This window comes from Kosakonia sp. MH5 (assembly GCF_009935945.1).
GTDB classification, from domain to species: domain Bacteria; phylum Pseudomonadota; class Gammaproteobacteria; order Enterobacterales; family Enterobacteriaceae; genus Kosakonia; species Kosakonia radicincitans.
In genome coordinates this window covers 230,387-246,197 of record NZ_QODH01000008.1, presented here as the reverse complement: position 1 = coordinate 246,197, position 15,811 = coordinate 230,387, and the positions used below count along the sequence as shown (strand labels likewise).

Genomic DNA, 15,811 nt, shown 5'->3' with positions numbered 1-15,811 from the left:
AAGCCCGGTTTGTGGCGTTGCCGTTATTAACGCCACATCTAATAGCGAGTGGGCGGCACGCCGAACATGGCGCGAAAAGCAAAGGTAAATGCGGCCGGGCTTGAATAGCCAAGATCAAGCGCGACCTGCGTGACGCTACGGTTGTTTTTTAACATCACCACGGATTCCAGCAAGCGCACGCGTTTTTTCCATTCGCTGAACGCCACGCCGGTCTCCTTTTTGAAACGGCGCGAAAACGTGCGCACCGACATCCCGCTACAGGAGGCCCACTGCTCAATGCTGTGCGCTTCACCCGGCGTTTTTTGGATCTGGCTGCATACCTTTATCAGCAACGGCGATCCTGGCCATGATATCGACAGACCGGCATCCGGCAATTGCCGAAGTAATGAAATCAGTACCTGCACAAGCTGCGCATCTTTGCCTTCATAATCATACAGTTCCGGTACATTCTGCGTCGCGTAGTGGATAAACTCACGCACGAAATCGCTGACCACCACCACTTTGCTGCCGCTGAAGGCGATGGTTGCGAAACCGGCTTCCACATAAAGGCTTTCCAGCAATACGTCGCTACCGGCAAGAATACGGTGCGGCACATGGGCCGGTATCCAGACGCCATAAAGAACCGGAACCACCAGCGTCTTACCTTCAATTTCCACACGCATATTTCCTTTCCGCGCATAGAGAAATTCGGCGAACGGGTGCTCATGTCTGTCCACTCCCGTATCGCCCGTCAAAGGGTAGCTGCGAAAGTAAACCGGGCGAGGCAAGGTCAACAGTACCGGCGCGGGCTGGCCGCAAATGGGCTGAGGCGGTGGTAACACTAGCTTGGAGCACATAACAACCTGACCTCTATTCGATGAAGTTTGTCTTGATAGCACAGCGCAGGCAGGGCGGGTTTACTGAATAATGACGGGGTCATAAAACTGTTTCGCCCGTCATGAATAATTTACCAGCCATCTGCCTGAGCGATAAGCCTTTTCGCACGTAATGACTGGAGTGACGGGGATATTTGCGACTGGCAGCAAGCTACGTTGAAGGAAAGATGATGGCTAACGAATGTACCGTCGATGCTATCGACAAACCAGACCACTGGCAGCGGATCGTGCAGGAACTGCTATCGCAGGCAGGCATTGTGATTAATGGACCTGAACCCTGGGATATCCGGGTGCATGACACGCGCTTTTTCAAACGCGTGTTACAGCAGGGGTCTCTCGGCCTGGGCGAAAGTTACATGGAGGGCTGGTGGGATTGCAAACAGCTCGACGCTTTTTTTGACAAGCTGCTCCGCGCCCGGCTGGACGAACAGCGCCCCGCCAGTTTTGCCGATCTTCTTCGAATCGCGTACGCGCGGCTCACGAATCCGCAGTCGCGCAGACGCGCCTGGCAAGTTGGCGAAGCACACTACGATCTGGGCAATGATCTGTTTAGCCGCATGCTCGATCCCCATATGCAATATTCCTGCGGCTACTGGAAAGATGCCGATGAACTGTATACGGCCCAGGAGAATAAACTGGCGCTGATCTGTGAAAAACTGCAGCTCAAGCCCGGCATGACGCTGCTGGATATTGGCTGCGGCTGGGGCGGTCTGGCTGAATATGCGGCACGTCATTATGGTGTGCGCGTTGAAGGTATTACGATTTCGGCAGAACAAAAAGCCTATGTCGAAAACCGCAGTGCCGGGCTGGATATTCGCATCCTGCTGCAGGATTACCGCGATCTGGACAAAAAATATGATCGTATTGTCTCGGTCGGCATGTTTGAGCATGTCGGTCCGAAAAACTACGCCACCTATTTTAAGGTTGCGGATCGCTGCCTGAAACCGGAAGGCCTTTTTTTGCTGCACTCCATTGGATCAAATAAAACGCAACATAACGTTGATGCCTGGATTAACAAATATATATTTCCTAACGGTTGTCTGCCCTCGGTAAAACAAATCGCTGAGGCCAGCGAGCCTTATTTTGTCATTGAGGATTTACATAATTTTGGCGCTGATTACGATAAAACCCTGATGGCATGGCATCGCCGCTTTAATCAGGCCTGGCCGGAATTATCAGGCAATTACTCAACGAAATTTCACCGGATGTTCAACTACTATCTCACTGCCTGTGCGGGGGCATTCCGCGCCAGAAATATTCAGCTTTGGCAACTGGTACTAAGCCGTGGCGTCACCGGCGGGCTGCGCGTGGCGCGCTAAATACAATATTTATAAGGCGAGACAAAACGCTATCACCGTAAAAAAGAGGCTCTGCCGTTATATTCACTGGAAGCTAAATAATATGAACGTTAATTTCTTTGTTACCTGCATTGGCGATGCGCTTAAATCGCGCATGGCCCGCAACAGTGTATTACTGCTCGAACAGTTGGGTTGTCATGTCCAGTTTCCGGAAAAGCAGGGGTGTTGTGGTCAACCGGCCATTAATAGCGGCTACATTACCGATGCGTTGCCGGGGATGAAAGCGCAGATTGCTGCGCTTGAAATCAACGACGATCCCATTATTTCTCCCGCCGGATCCTGTATGAACGCGATTCGCCACTATCAGGACTGGCTGAGCGATGAACCTGAATGGGCAGCGCGCGCGGCGAAGATTGCCAGCCGGATGGTCGATCTGACCTCCTTTATCGTTAACCAGCTTGGTGTGACGGATGTCGGCGCGCGCCTGCCGGGACGCGCTGTTTACCATCCATCATGCAGTCTGTTTCGCAAGCTAGGTGTACACGATGAACCGCTGGCGCTGTTACGTGAAGTGCGTGAGCTGGAAATCATCCCCTTTGGCGCCCAGGAAACCTGTTGCGGTTTTGGCGGCACTTTTTCGGTCAAAATGGCCGAGATCTCCGGTGAGATGGTGAAAGAAAAGGTTGCGCATCTTATGGAGGCGAAACCGGATTATGTGATCGGCGCGGATGCCAGTTGCCTTATCAATATTGGCGGACGCTTGCAGCGCGAAGGCCACAACGTTCGTGTGCTCCACATTGCTGACGTGCTGATGAGCCGTTAAGGAAGCAACATGTTTCTCAAAACCAGTAACCTCCCTTTTTATGATCGGGTTCAGCAGCAAATTGACGATCCGGTGATGCGCCATGCCGTTGCCAACGCGCAGGATCGCATTGGCACCAATCGCCAGAAAATGATCGATGAACTTGAAAACTGGCCTGACTGGCGTTCACGCGCCGCAGATATTCGCGCCCATGTTCTCGAGAATCTGGATGCTTATCTCTATCAATTGAGTGAAAAGGTCAGCGCGAATGGCGGTCACGTCTTTTTTGCCGACACCCGTGAAGATGCCACCCGTTATATTTTGCAGATTGCGCAGCAGAAGCAGGCCCGCAAAATCGTCAAATCAAAGTCGATGGTGACCGAAGAGATCGGGATGAATGCCGCGCTGGAAGGGGCAGGTATGGAGGTCGTGGAAACCGATCTGGGCGAGTATATTCTGCAACTGGCCAAAGATGCACCTTCGCATGTCGTTGTTCCTGCCATCCATAAAGACCGCCAGCAAATTCAGCGCATTTTGCGAGAGAAACTGGGCTACGAGGGCCCCGAAACCCCGGAAGCGATGACGCGCTTTATTCGCCAGAAGATCCGCGCTGATTTCCTCAACGCCGATATCGGCATCACCGGATGCAACTTTGCGGTAGCGGAAACCGGGACGCTCAGCCTGGTGAGCAACGAGGGCAATGCCCGGCTTTGTACCACCGTGCCACGGACGCATATTGCCGTGATGGGTATGGAGCGCGTGGTTCCCACTTTCGCTGAGCTGGACATCATCCTGACCATGCTGGCCCGCAGCGCGGTAGGCGCCCGGCTGACGGGTTACAACACCTGGCTTACCGGGCCGAAAAAAAGCGCGGAAAGCGACGGGCCTGAAGAGTTCCATCTGGTGATTGTCGACAATGGACGCTCGCAGGTGCTGGGTTCTCCTTTTCAGGATATCCTGCGCTGTATACGCTGCGGTGCCTGCATGAATACCTGCCCGGCCTATCGTCATATCGGCGGGCACGGCTACGGTTCGATTTATCCTGGCCCTGTTGGCGCAGTGCTTTCGCCGTTGCTCGGCGGTTATGACGATTTCAAAAACCTGCCTTACGCCTGTTCGTTATGCACTGCCTGCGATGACGTCTGCCCGGTGCGTATTCCCTTGTCCTCACTGATCCTTCAGCACCGCCGCACGCTGGCGGAAAGCGGAATGACGCCCGCGATGGAGAGACATACCGTACATCTGTTCAATTACGCTAACCGCCATCACTCGCTGTGGAAGGTCGGTATGGTCGCGGGCGCACGCGCGGCACAACTGATGATTCACAACGGGAAGATGCCTTTTAGCATCGCGGCTATCCGCAAATGGACGGAAGCCCGCGATCTGCCTGAAGCGGATGGCGAAAGTTTCCGCAGCTGGTTTAAAACGCATCAAAAGCAGCGTAAAAACGGGGAGGAAGCATAATGGAAAACCGCGATGCCTTCATGCAAAAGCTTGCCCAACGTCTCGGTCGCGAGCCGCGTCAAATCCCGCAACCTCTGCCTGTGACGCACTCTGCGCCGCTAAAAAGCCGCTATGCCGGACAGATTCAGCAGCAGCCTTGCGAGAGCTTTATGGAATATGCGACACAGGTGATGCAGGCTCACTGTGAACTGGCTCCGTTGGCCACTCTTCCCCTGGTTGCCGAACGGCTCTGTAAACATTACGGCGGTGGCCCGGTACTGATGAGCGGCGATGCCAGGCTGGCAAACGCGGGCATTACGGCGCATTTGCAGAACGCTTTCCCGACAACGTGCTGGACCTCGCCAGAGAGTGAAGAAAACCTGCGCAACGCTGCCGCCGCCAATATCGGCGTGGTCTTTGCCGAATACGGCCTTTGTGAAACCGGCGGCGTAGTCCTGTTTTCTTCTCCTTTGCAAGGACGCGCCATCAGTCTGCTTCCGCCAACCACGTTATTTATTCTCTATAAAAGCCGCTTACTGCCTGGCGTCACACAGCTGGCCCAGGTTCTGCATCAGCGGGTGCAGTCAGGTGAAGCTCTCCCTTCCTGTATTAATCTTATCGCCGGGCCAAGTTCAACGGCGGATATTGAGCTTATTAAAGTGGTGGGCGTTCATGGGCCATTGAATGCGGTCTATTTGCTAGTTGAGGATTGTTAAGGCAATTAACAGGACAGGCTGAGATTTACCATCACAATCATTTTTAGTCAGGGATATCTATTATGTAACAGTGATATCCCTGACTCTGCCAATAAAAAAGGTGTGGAAATGGGAAAAGAGAGCTCATTATACCTGATGAGTTTAACCATCCAGGATATTCTCCAGTGGATTGAGTGCAATATTGCAGAGCCGTTACCGCTGGGCGTGTTAGCGCAAAAATCAGGATATTCTGCGTGGCATTTTCAGCGAGGTTTTAAAAAAATAGCCGGTATGTCGCCAGGAATGTATATACGGTATCGAAAAATGGTTATCGCCCGCGAGTTACTTACCGAAACCAATCGCTCAATTACTGAAATTGCCCTGCATCTCGGTTACCAGCAGCAGTCGACATTCTGCCGGGCGTTCCGGGAACATTATCAGCGAACGCCAAGACAGTATCGCCTTCAGGTTCAGACCGGGATCGTCAAGGGTAATAACTGAGAATATAACGTGCAGTGGGTTTTAATAATTTATCACCGCATCAAGTATTATTTTTTATAGTGATGCGCGAAACATGCGGGTTTTGGGGGCGACAACCACAGAATAAGGAGAGTCTGAAGTGGGGCACAAATAAGGTATTGACCCGCTTATCCTGGCCCCACGGTGTTGGTAATGTTCGCGCTATGTGCGAGAAGCGGAAGTTCATATTTATTCTTATCACTTTAAAACTTTAACAAACACCGGGATGTATTAATTCACGGGGCGCAGGCCATTCTCTGTGTATACAGCCTGAGGGTGAATGATCGTTACCCCAGTCTTTCCGGGCAGAGGGATAAATCATGTTTGTCTGGAGTGACAGGATAAAAATCCACGCCGTCGCCGTTGTTCTGACCACGCATACCCATATGATAAGCCAGAAAATTTATTGTCGGGAGCCAAATCTACATCAGTCTTTATTTCGAGGGATTTTAAAGCATAGAATGAAGAACTTTTGTGCAGACCTTTTAACTGCCGTGTAATTCGGTAACCGATGAAGATAAGGTACAATGTGCGGCCCTGTTCGGAGTATCGGCGCAACTGACCGAAGCCGCAGTGAGAAGGGGGAGTTTCGTTTGGGGCAGGTTGAATGATGTTGCGATAGCCAACATCCGCCTGACACAGCGCTCCCCTGATGGCTCAGGATAAATCTGTTGTGGCGCGAGCCTTATCGATCCTGTGAATCGGTATTAAGCAATTCAATAAACGCGTCGAGATGGCGGGTTTTCGCACCGCGCCGCCACACCAGCCAGGTGGTGAGCCAACGCCAGTTTTCTGACAGCGGCCAGGCTTCCACTTGGTGATGGCCGGGCATGCTTTCCAGCATGCTACGCGGGATCAACGCCAGCCCGGCGCCGGCAATCACGCAGGCCAGCATGCCGTGGTAAGACTCCATCTCATGGATTTTGCCGGGTGTTGCGCGATCGGCCTGGAACCAGCTCTCAAAATGGCGGCGATAGGAGCAGTTGGCGCGAAAGGCGTAAATGCTGGCGCCGTTAACCTGCGAGGCGCGGGTAATCGTTTCATGGCCGACCGGGGCGACGATCATCATCTCTTCCCGATAGACCGGAATACCTTCCAGCCCCGGATGCATAATCGGCCCGTCAACAAACGCGGCGCTGAGTTGCCCCTCCAGCACGCCGTCGATCATCGTGCCGGAAGGGCCGGTGGCAAGATCAAACTGAATGCGCGGGTAGCGCTGGTTATACTGCGCCAGCGTCGCCGGGATCCGCACGGCGGCGGTGCTTTCCAGCGCGCCGAGTGAGAACAGCCCTTGCGGTTCGTCGCCTGCCACCACCATGCGCGCTTCATCGACCAGCGCCAGAATTTGCTGGCTGTAACGCAAAAAGCTGTGTCCGGCGGGTGAAAGCCGCAGGCGCTGGTTCTCGCGGATGAACAGATCGACGCCCAGGTCGGACTCCAGCTGGCGAATGCGCGTGGTGAGATTTGACGGCACGCGATGCACCTTTTGCGCCGCCTGGGTAATGCTGCCGGTCTGCGCCACTGCGTTAAACATCTCAAGCTGTGTTAAGTCCATGCCATTCTCTCATTGTGAATACTGGAGTTAATATTATTCAGTTTTCAGAAATAACAAACTCGGCCACTATTGCGCAAGTCCTGAACACATTTATGGGAGACGTTATGTCAATTTCCGCGACAACACATGCGATTTCAGTCAATCCGGCCACCGGGGAAACCCTGCGCGCGACGCCGTGGGCGAGCCGCGAAGCGGTGGATGCCGTGCTTGAACTGGCCGCCAGCGGTTATCGCCAGTGGCGGCAGGTCGCCATTGCTGAGCGTGCGCAAAAACTGCGCGATCTCGGCGCGGCGCTCAGAGCGCGTGGTGAAGAGATGGCGCAGATGATTAGCCAGGAGATGGGCAAACCCATTTTGCAGGCACGCGGCGAAGTAAATAAATCCGCCGCGCTGTGCGACTGGTATGCCGATCATGGCCCGGCGATGCTCGGCAGCGAAGCGACGCTGGTGGAAGAGCATCGCGCCACGATTGAGTATCGCCCGCTGGGGCCGATTCTGGCGGTAATGCCGTGGAACTTCCCGCTGTGGCAGGTGTTGCGCGGTGCGGTGCCGATTTTGCTGGCAGGCAACAGCTACCTGCTGAAGCATGCGCCGAACGTGCTGGGATGCGCGCAATTGATGGCGGAGATTTTCGTGCAGGCCGGGATCCCGCAAGGGGTGTTCGGCTGGGTGAATGCCACCAATGAGGGCGTCAGCCAGGCGATTAACGATCCGCGCATCGCCGCCGTCACCGTGACCGGCAGCGTTCGCGCCGGAGCGGCAATTGGTGCCCAGGCCGGTGCGGCGCTGAAAAAATGCGTGCTGGAACTCGGCGGCTCCGATCCCTTTATTGTGCTTAACGATGCCGATGTGGAACTGGCGGTGAAAGCGGCGGTGGCCGGGCGTTATCAGAATACCGGGCAGGTTTGTGCGGCGGCGAAACGCTTTATCATTGAAGAGGGCATTGCGCAGGCGTTCACCGACAAATTCGTTGCCGCGGCTGCGGCGCTGAAACAGGGCGCGCCGGACGTCGAAGAGAACTACCTTGGCCCGATGGCGCGTTTTGATCTGCGCGATGAGCTGCATGCGCAGGTACAGGCCAGTATAAAAGAGGGCGCGAAGCTGGTGCTCGGTGGGGAAAAAGTGCCGGGCAGCGGCAACTACTACCCGGCCACGGTACTGACGCAGGTCACGCCAGCGATGACGGCCTTCCGCCAGGAGATGTTTGGCCCGGTCGCCGCCATCAGTATCGCCCGCGATGCGGAGCACGCGCTGCAACTGGCGAATGACAGTGATTTCGGTTTGTCGGCCACGGTATTTACCGCTGATTCTGCGCGGGCGCAGCAGTTTGCTGAACGTCTGGAGTGCGGCGGCGTGTTTATCAATGGCTTCAGCGCCAGCGATGCCCGCGTCGCCTTTGGCGGGGTGAAGAAGAGCGGTTTTGGCCGTGAACTGTCGCACTTCGGTCTGCATGAATTTTGCAACATCCAGACCGTGTGGAAAGACCGGCTGTAAGCTAAACGCGCCCCGGCGGGGCGCGTCACCTCTGGCTGTCATGGGAGTGTCATGATCCTTTTGTAGACTCACAGCAACTTTGTGGTTATAGAAGAATATCATGAACTTAATGCAAATTTTTCGCCGTATTTTTCGGCGTATTGCTCCACGACAGTTTGGTTTGTTGGCCGGGATTTTTTGCGTTATCGGTCTCTTTTCCGCGCTACAAATCACGTCATCTATCGTCCTTTCCGCGTCGTTACGCGACGCACAAACCAGCGAACAACGAAACCAGCAGGCGCATCGGCAACAGGTACGGGTCGATGAAGCCCGCATTGCGTTGCTGACCGCCAGCGATCTGCTGAACCGTGCGGGCGTCTATTTTATGCAGGATAAAGAGACCGGCTCGGATGGCAGCTGGCACAGCCTGATGGATGAAACCAAAAAAGCACTCGACGATTCACAAAAAGCCTGGCAGGCCTGGCTGGCGCTCAATCCGCCGAAAGACGAGGGGCTGATTAACAGCTACCAGATGTTTTATGGCGCGCTGAAAGAGCAGGCGGACGGGCTGGTAAAAACCCAGTCGATCGACGCGTTTTTCGCCGTACCGGCGCAGGCGTTTCAGGCCGATTTTAACGACAATTACGCCCGCTTCCAGCAGGCCAGCGAAACGCGCGCGGAGCAGGGAAGACAGGCGCTGATGTCGACGCTTGCGCAGTTGCAGCATGTCTTCATGCTGGTTCCGGCATTGCTGTTGGTGATTGCCGTGCTGGTGTGGTTTGCCATGTCGCGCTGGGTCATTACGCCGCTGCGCAGACTGATTGCACATATCAATGTGCTTGCCGCCGGAGACTTGGGGACGTCGTTGCCATCGGTACAGCGGTTTAACCGCGAAATCGATCAACTGGGCATGAGCATCGGCACAATGCAGCAGGGGCTGCAACAACTGGTGATGCAGGTCAGTGATGCCACCTCTTCAATGGTTGAAACCATTGGCAGCCTGGCGGAGGGCAACCAGTCGCTGTATCAACAGTCGGCGAAACAGGCGCAGGAGCTGATCGATGTGACGGAACATATCGCCACGCTGGAGTCGCATGTCGAGGGCAACAGCGGGTTCGCCGAGCAGGCCCGTCAACAGGCGGATGAAGCGCGCAAAGTGGCGGAGGGCGGCGACCGGATGATGGATACGGTGACGCAGTCGATGCGCGAAATCGTCGAACGCTCGGCAGAGATGCGCAATATTGTGTCGATGATCGATGGCGTCGCTTTCCAGACCAATATTCTGGCGCTGAATGCCGCGATCGAAGCGGCACATGCCGGTAATCACGGCCGCGGTTTTGCCGTGGTGGCGAAAGAAGTCGGGCTGCTGGCGCGCAAAAGCAGCCACTCCACACAAACCATTCAGCAACTGATTAATCACTCATTGCAGGGCATTCACGACGGTACCGCTGCCGTCAGCCGTCTGGAAGATAACCTGCAAAAGGTGACCGGGCTGGTGGCGCATTTAAGCGCGGTGCTGAGCGAAATCTCGGCCGCCACGCTGAGCCAGGGGGAAAGTATTCACAAGATGACGCGCCGCCTGCACTCACTGAACAGCGTCTCCCGCCGCACCGATGAACTGGTTTCGACCGCCACCCAGGCGTCTGAGCAGTTGCATTATGATTCTCACCAGCTACTGCAAGCGGTTGCGCGTTTTCGTCTTCCGGCCTGACGCCGCCGGGTAGCTCTGCTATACTCGCAGGCCATTTTTGGCCTGTGGGCAAGGGGTTAACGTGGCAACGGTGATGGGAAATGAGGTTCTGGAAGCGGTGCTTGCGCAGGTTCGTCCGCTGCTGGGACAAGGCAAGGTCGCCGATTATATTCCGGCGCTGGCCTCGATCAGCGGCAACAAGCTGGGCGTGGCGGTCAGTACCGTTAATGGCGAACATTTCCGCGCGGGAGACGCCGACGAGCGTTTCTCCATTCAGTCGATCTCTAAAGTGTTGAGTCTGGTGGTGGCGATGAACCACTACGCGGAAGAGGAGATCTGGCAGCGGGTGGGTAAAGATCCCTCCGGCCAGCCGTTTAATTCGCTGGTACAACTGGAGATGGAGCAGGGCAAACCGCGCAACCCGTTTATCAATGCCGGGGCGCTGGTGGTTTGTGACATGCTGCAAAGCCGTCTCAGCGCGCCGCGCCAGCGGATGCTGGAAGTGGTGCGCAAGCTCTCCGGCGTGCCGGATATCGCCTACGACAGCGCGGTGGCCCGCTCCGAACTGGAACACTCGGCGCGCAATAACGCCATCGCCTGGCTGATGAAATCCTTCGGCAATTTCCACAACGATGTCCCGACAGTTTTACAGAACTATTTTCACTACTGCGCACTCAAAATGAGCTGTGCGGAACTGGCACAAACCTTCCTGTTTCTCGCCAACGGCGGCCATGCCGCGCATATTGAGTCCCCGGTGGTTTCCGCGCGGCAGGCGCGTCAGGTGAACGCGCTGATGGCGACCAGCGGCATGTATCAGAATGCCGGGGAATTCGCCTGGCGCGTCGGTTTACCGGCAAAGTCAGGCGTGGGCGGCGGGATTGTGGCGGTTGTACCACAAGAGATGGTGATTGCCGTCTGGAGCCCGGAGCTGGACGCAGCGGGAAACTCGCTGGCTGGCGTCGCGGTGCTGGAGGCGTTAACGCAACAACTGGGGAGATCCGTGTACTGATGGCTGACTTAACACCGCTGTTTGCGCGTCTGGGGCGTTCCACTTTTCGCTCCCGGTTCCGCCTTGGTGTGAAAGAGCGACAATATTGTGTGGATAAAGGTGCAGAGGTGATTGTCCGCCACGCGGCAGATTTCGTCGCGCAGCGGCTGTCACCTGCCGAGCCGCAAAATGATGGCAAGCAGACCCCCATGCGCGGCCATCCGGTGTTTATTGCCCAGCACGCAACGGCCACCTGCTGTCGCGGCTGTCTGGAGAAGTGGCACCATATCGCGCGCGGTTACCCATTAACAGAAACACAACAACAGTATATTGTTGATGTCATTTACCAGTGGCTGGTAATCCAGATGAATTCGCCGCGCTAAGTGCGATCGCGCCAGAGCGCCTCCCGCAGATGGTAAATGATTTACCGAACGTGGCTCCTGCCAGTGATATGGATTGAGATTTGATGCGTGCATTTTTTTCAACCCCTTTCCGCCCGTTGCGGGAGGAGGCTCCGCTCACTAATGCGGTGGTTATTTTTATCCTGACCACACTGTTCTATTTTCTTGGCGCAATGATGCGCCTTGTCGAAGAACTGTCACTGTTCTGGCCGCTCAATGCCGTAATGGCCGGGGTGTTTGCCCGCTACGCCTTTCTCCACCGCTGGCACTACTATCTTATTAGCTACGCCGCGATGCTGGTTTACGATGCGATCACCACCAACTGGGGCATGGCGTCGCTGATCATCAACTTCTCAAACATGGTGTTTATTATCACCATGGCGCAGCTTATTGGCGCAAAACGACGCCAGATGCTGAAGACGCCGGAACCGGCCAGTGCCCTGAAGTTGTTTGGTTATTGCCTGCTGGCCGCGCTGCTGTGCGGTTTCGTCGGCGCGATAGGATCGGTTGGCATTAACGGTCATGGGTTCTGGTCGTTGCTGGCCGACTGGTTTGGCGAACAGTTTTCCACGGGTGTGCTGATCCTGCCGGGGGTGCTGACCATGAGCTGGCCGCGCAAGCCGCTGCAATTCTCCCTGCAACGGGGCATGCCGGTTGTCGCCGTTGTCGTCTCGGTGATTGCGTCAGTGGCGATCGGCGGGGCAGGCAGCCTGGCGTTTCCATTACCGGCGCTGATCTGGTGCGCGGTACGCTTTTCCCTGCCGTTTACCTCGCTGATTACGCTGTTGACCGGCGGCGTGGAGATTATCCTCGTCTCCAGCAGCGTGATTGATATCTCGATCGGTTCGCCGATGGAGATCCCGCATATGCTCTCTGCACGCCTGGGGATTGCCACTATGGCGATCTGCCCGGTGATTGTCTCCGTCAGCGTCGAGGCGATTAATCGCCTGATGCGCCAGGTCTCTCTGCGCGCGGATTTCGATTTTCTCACCCGCGTTTATTCACGTTCGGGGCTGTATGAAGCGCTGAACCACGATGATAAACGTTTTGCCGATAAACATTTGTCGGTGATGCTGCTGGATATCGACTATTTTAAAAGCGTGAATGACAGCTACGGCCATGAGTGCGGAGACCAGGTACTGGCCTCTTTTGCGCAGCAGATCCAGCGGGTGCTGGGCGATCGCGGGGTGGTGGCGCGCATGGGCGGTGAAGAGTTTGTGGTGGTGGCGACCACCCTTGATCCGCAGGAAGGTGTGCAACTGGCTGAAACCCTGCGTCTTTCGGTGGCGAACCATCCCTTCCAGTGGCGGCAGCAGACACTGCATTTAACGGTCAGTATCGGTATCAGCAGCGGCAAAACCGATGCCTGGCAGTTAACGGAGATGTTTAATGTGCTGCTGGCGGCCGCTGATGAAAATCTCTACCGGTCAAAAAAACAGGGAAGAAATCGCACCACCCAGAACGATGTTGCGGCGAAACCTTCCGCGACCGCGCCGGTGTTGCTTGATAATTAACTCCGCGTGCTGAGTCCGGACGATTGATGCCAGAAGCAATTAATATCCTTAACTTATTAAATTGCTTGCTACTCATTTTTAAGGTTAATACTATTGACTCCTGTGCGTAGCGGAATGTAACGCGACATGATCGGGTCTGACAATTTGAATAAAAATGAGCGTGTTGCTGGCAGACGTTTTGTCAGGCGAATGTATCTGATGCGTATTCTGGGAACGCTGTTGTGCTTTTTCCCTATTCTTTCCGTTCTGCTCGAATTACAGCGCCCGCTGTGGTGTATTCTCCTCCTCGCTGCAAATGCCTTTCTCTGGCCAACTCTTGCTTTCCTGCGCGCGCGCAAAGCGCAGCTGCCGCTGCAAATTGAGCACCAGAACCTGGTGATCGATGCGGGTGCGGGCGGGTTGTGGATCGCGCTTATGGCGGTGAATCCGCTGCCGTCAGTGGTGATTGCCACCATTCTGCTTACCGATCGTTTATCCGCGGGCGGTTTTGTTCTGATGCGCAAAGCAGCGCTGGCGTTGCTGGCGGTATTTATGCTGGCCTGGATTGCACTTGGTACACCGTTCGATGTGATCGTCACCCAGCGTACGATGTTCGCCACACTGCCGCTGATTGGCATTTATATGCTGGCGCTCAGCGTACTGACCGACAGCATGGCGGTGAAATTGCGGATGAAAAGCCGCGAACTGGAGCGCATCGCGATGATGGATCCGCTGCTCGATATTGCTAACCGCCGCCTGCTGGAAAAGCGTATCCAGTATGAACTGGACAAATTGCGCACCACGCCGGGCCACTCATCGCTGATGTTTATCGATATTGATAACTTCAAAGAGGTGAATGACCGGTTTGGTCACAAGGTCGGCGATGCCCTGCTGGTGGCGGTGTCGAAGATTTTGCATATCGCCACCCGCAAAACAGATACGCCCGCGCGCCTGGGCGGCGATGAGTTTGTGATCCTCTTGCCGGACACGCCGCAGGAGGAGGCTCATGCCGTCGCAACGCGCATTATGGATGCGGCGGCCGTGATGACAGTCGTGCAGGAATATGCCTTTAAATGCACCTTAAGTATCGGCATTGCCAGCGCGCTTCCGGGCATGAATGACGTAACTGACTGGTTAAAAGCGGCAGATGACGCGCTGTACCAGGCAAAAAGACTGGGTAAAAACCAGATCTACTCCCACTGACAAACGTGCTGAATAGGCTAAGCTTTACGCTGTATACCGCGAATTGATCGACAGTTTTTCTGTTTGCGGAAACGGCCCGAAAAAATGAAGAGATCGGCATCCTATGCAAATACCTGCTACTCCCGTGGATGAAGAGCAACGTCTTGCTTCACTACACGATTCCGGACTGCTTGAAGGCGGCGTCACTGAGCGGCTTGATCGCCTGACCCGGCTGGCTAAACGCATGTTTAACGTGCAGGCAGCGCTGATTACGCTGTTGGACGAAGATACCCTGTATTTTAAATCCTGTGATGGTTACACCCGTGCAGAAACAGTACCCCGGAAAATCTCCTTTTGCGGGCACGCCATTTTGCACCCGGAACCGTTGATCATCCCGGATAGTGCTCGTGATGAACGCTTTGCCGATAATCCGCTGGTTACCAGTGACAAACCGATCCGTTTTTATGCCGGGCATCCGCTGCGTCTGCCGGATGGTGCGGTCGTGGGAGCGTTTTGTCTGATCGACATTGAACCGCGCGAATTAAGCACTGCTGATCTGGATAGCCTGAAAGATTTCGCCACCATCGTCGAGGATGAGTTCGCGGTGATGAGCGCGGCTACCACCGATGAGCTCACCGGGTTGTTTAACCGCCGCGGTTTCGACAGCCTGGCGAAGTTTGCCATTTACGGCGCTCGCCGCCGGGCGGAGCCGTTAACGCTGGCGTGGATCGATCTGGATAACTTCAAAGAGATTAATGATACCTGGGGACATGCCGAAGGCGATGAAGCGCTGAAAGCGATGTCTTCGGTGATGACTGCCAGCCTGCGTGAAGCCGATCTGCGGGTACGTTATGGCGGTGACGAATTCGCCATTGTCTTTTCCGATACCGACGAGCAGGGGGCGTGGATCGCTATGCAGCATCTGGTCGAACAGGTTGAGGCGTGGAATCAGACTTCCGGAAAAGCGTGGAAGCTGCTCTTTTCCTGGGGCGTGAGCGAGTTTGATCACAACGGTAATGGTGGGCTGCACCCGTGGATTAAAGACGCGGATCAAAAAATGTACGCTATGAAAACACGTAACAACCGCACCCGTTAAGCCATCATAAACACCTGGTGCTGCGGCATGTGTGTTGCAGACAGGTAAACAAGAAAGTGGTTGTTTTATAAGGAAGTAAAATGACCACTTATTCACGCCATCACGAGCGAGACGCTCACTTCCCGTATTTATTCCCTCTGTGAAGTGCCGGACACCGCCACCGGCAGCGGCGTGGAACATTTTTATCAACAATCTGACTGGCAACGCGCCGGCGAAATCCTGCGCTATGCGCTGATGCCGGACGGAAATGTGACGGGTACGACAATTTTTTACAAGCTTATCTAATTTGGTCTAATAAGACG

At 55.1% G+C, this 15,811-nt stretch carries 14 protein-coding genes and 1 pseudogene; 13 read left to right on the top strand and 2 right to left on the bottom strand.

The window, feature by feature from the left end; all coding sequences use genetic code 11:
• Positions 1–38: 38 nt before the first annotated feature.
• The gene (locus tag DK872_RS20490) at positions 39–836 is read right to left on the bottom strand and encodes an AraC family transcriptional regulator (RefSeq protein ID WP_161518768.1); all 798 of its coding nucleotides are present in this window, start codon (positions 834–836) and stop codon (positions 39–41) included.
• Positions 837–1,045: 209 nt separating this feature from the next.
• Between DK872_RS20490 and cfa the strand changes: the two genes are divergently transcribed.
• The 5 genes from cfa (at position 1,046) to DK872_RS20465 (ending at position 5,614) form a co-directional block, all read left to right on the top strand.
• Positions 1,046–2,194, top strand: coding sequence for a cyclopropane fatty acyl phospholipid synthase (gene cfa / locus DK872_RS20485; protein WP_161518783.1), 1,149 nt, complete (start codon positions 1,046–1,048; stop codon positions 2,192–2,194).
• Positions 2,195–2,276: 82 nt separating this feature from the next.
• On the top strand, positions 2,277–2,996 hold the full coding sequence (locus DK872_RS20480) for a (Fe-S)-binding protein (protein ID WP_007374934.1): 720 nt from the start codon (positions 2,277–2,279) through the stop codon (positions 2,994–2,996).
• Between the two features lie 9 nt (positions 2,997–3,005).
• Positions 3,006–4,439, top strand: coding sequence for a LutB/LldF family L-lactate oxidation iron-sulfur protein (locus tag DK872_RS20475; RefSeq protein WP_007374935.1), 1,434 nt, complete (start codon positions 3,006–3,008; stop codon positions 4,437–4,439).
• Positions 4,439–5,134, top strand: coding sequence for a lactate utilization protein C (locus DK872_RS20470; protein WP_161518767.1), 696 nt, complete (start codon positions 4,439–4,441; stop codon positions 5,132–5,134). Before DK872_RS20475 ends, DK872_RS20470 begins: the two co-directional genes overlap by 1 nt.
• Positions 5,135–5,242: 108 nt before the next feature.
• Positions 5,243–5,614: a helix-turn-helix transcriptional regulator gene (locus DK872_RS20465; RefSeq protein WP_007374937.1), complete on the top strand. Its 372-nt coding sequence runs from the start codon at positions 5,243–5,245 to the stop codon at positions 5,612–5,614.
• Positions 5,615–6,317: 703 nt separating this feature from the next.
• Here the strand turns inward: DK872_RS20465 and DK872_RS20460 are convergent.
• Positions 6,318–7,187 carry a LysR family transcriptional regulator gene (locus tag DK872_RS20460; RefSeq protein ID WP_035885773.1) on the bottom strand — a complete coding sequence of 290 codons (870 nt, stop codon included), beginning with the start codon at positions 7,185–7,187 and terminating at the stop codon, positions 6,318–6,320.
• Between the two features lie 104 nt (positions 7,188–7,291).
• Between DK872_RS20460 and sad the strand changes: the two genes are divergently transcribed.
• From sad to DK872_RS27635, 8 genes and pseudogenes are all read left to right on the top strand, one after another.
• Positions 7,292–8,680 (top strand): succinate-semialdehyde dehydrogenase, encoded by a 1,389-nt coding sequence (sad, locus tag DK872_RS20455; protein ID WP_090396941.1) that lies wholly within the window; start codon positions 7,292–7,294, stop codon positions 8,678–8,680.
• Positions 8,681–8,780: 100 nt separating this feature from the next.
• Positions 8,781–10,370, top strand: a complete 1,590-nt coding sequence (locus tag DK872_RS20450; protein ID WP_161518766.1) for a methyl-accepting chemotaxis protein — start codon at positions 8,781–8,783, stop codon at positions 10,368–10,370.
• A 73-nt stretch (positions 10,371–10,443) separates the two neighbouring features.
• Positions 10,444–11,358, top strand: a complete 915-nt coding sequence (gene glsB / locus DK872_RS20445) for a glutaminase B (RefSeq protein ID WP_202626117.1) — start codon at positions 10,444–10,446, stop codon at positions 11,356–11,358.
• The gene (locus tag DK872_RS20440; RefSeq protein ID WP_035885769.1) at positions 11,358–11,720 is read left to right on the top strand and encodes a DUF4186 domain-containing protein; all 363 of its coding nucleotides are present in this window, start codon (positions 11,358–11,360) and stop codon (positions 11,718–11,720) included. Before glsB ends, DK872_RS20440 begins: the two co-directional genes overlap by 1 nt.
• An 83-nt stretch (positions 11,721–11,803) precedes the next feature.
• Entirely contained in the window at positions 11,804–13,252 is a 1,449-nt protein-coding gene (locus DK872_RS20435; RefSeq protein ID WP_071920761.1) for a GGDEF domain-containing protein, read from the top strand.
• 189 nt (positions 13,253–13,441) lie between these two features.
• Positions 13,442–14,434: a sensor domain-containing diguanylate cyclase gene (locus DK872_RS20430; RefSeq protein WP_035885767.1), complete on the top strand. Its 993-nt coding sequence runs from the start codon at positions 13,442–13,444 to the stop codon at positions 14,432–14,434.
• Positions 14,435–14,537: 103 nt separating this feature from the next.
• Positions 14,538–15,509 (top strand): diguanylate cyclase, encoded by a 972-nt coding sequence (locus DK872_RS20425; protein ID WP_161518765.1) that lies wholly within the window; start codon positions 14,538–14,540, stop codon positions 15,507–15,509.
• Positions 15,510–15,653: 144 nt separating this feature from the next.
• Positions 15,654–15,794: pseudogene (locus DK872_RS27635) on the top strand (GNAT family N-acetyltransferase); the annotation flags it as partial.
• Between the last annotated feature and the right edge of the window lie 17 nt (positions 15,795–15,811).

Excerpts from the sequence above, each read along its gene's own strand:
- DK872_RS20430 (WP_035885767.1), top strand. The coding sequence starts at position 13,442 with ATGTATCTGATGCGTATTCTGGGAACGCTGTTGTGCTTTTTCCCTATT.
- sad (WP_090396941.1), top strand. The coding sequence starts at position 7,292 with ATGTCAATTTCCGCGACAACACATGCGATTTCAGTCAATCCGGCCACC.
- DK872_RS20425 (WP_161518765.1), top strand. The coding sequence starts at position 14,538 with ATGCAAATACCTGCTACTCCCGTGGATGAAGAGCAACGTCTTGCTTCA.
- glsB (WP_202626117.1), top strand. The coding sequence starts at position 10,444 with ATGGGAAATGAGGTTCTGGAAGCGGTGCTTGCGCAGGTTCGTCCGCTG.
- DK872_RS20450 (WP_161518766.1), top strand. The coding sequence starts at position 8,781 with ATGAACTTAATGCAAATTTTTCGCCGTATTTTTCGGCGTATTGCTCCA.
- DK872_RS20435 (WP_071920761.1), top strand. The coding sequence starts at position 11,804 with ATGCGTGCATTTTTTTCAACCCCTTTCCGCCCGTTGCGGGAGGAGGCT.
- DK872_RS20465 (WP_007374937.1), top strand. The coding sequence starts at position 5,243 with ATGGGAAAAGAGAGCTCATTATACCTGATGAGTTTAACCATCCAGGAT.
- DK872_RS20475 (WP_007374935.1), top strand. The coding sequence starts at position 3,006 with ATGTTTCTCAAAACCAGTAACCTCCCTTTTTATGATCGGGTTCAGCAG.
- cfa (WP_161518783.1), top strand. The coding sequence starts at position 1,046 with ATGGCTAACGAATGTACCGTCGATGCTATCGACAAACCAGACCACTGG.
- DK872_RS20440 (WP_035885769.1), top strand. The coding sequence starts at position 11,358 with ATGGCTGACTTAACACCGCTGTTTGCGCGTCTGGGGCGTTCCACTTTT.
- DK872_RS20480 (WP_007374934.1), top strand. The coding sequence starts at position 2,277 with ATGAACGTTAATTTCTTTGTTACCTGCATTGGCGATGCGCTTAAATCG.
- DK872_RS20470 (WP_161518767.1), top strand. The coding sequence starts at position 4,439 with ATGGAAAACCGCGATGCCTTCATGCAAAAGCTTGCCCAACGTCTCGGT.
- DK872_RS20490 (WP_161518768.1), bottom strand. The coding sequence starts at position 836 with ATGTGCTCCAAGCTAGTGTTACCACCGCCTCAGCCCATTTGCGGCCAG.
- DK872_RS20460 (WP_035885773.1), bottom strand. The coding sequence starts at position 7,187 with ATGGACTTAACACAGCTTGAGATGTTTAACGCAGTGGCGCAGACCGGC.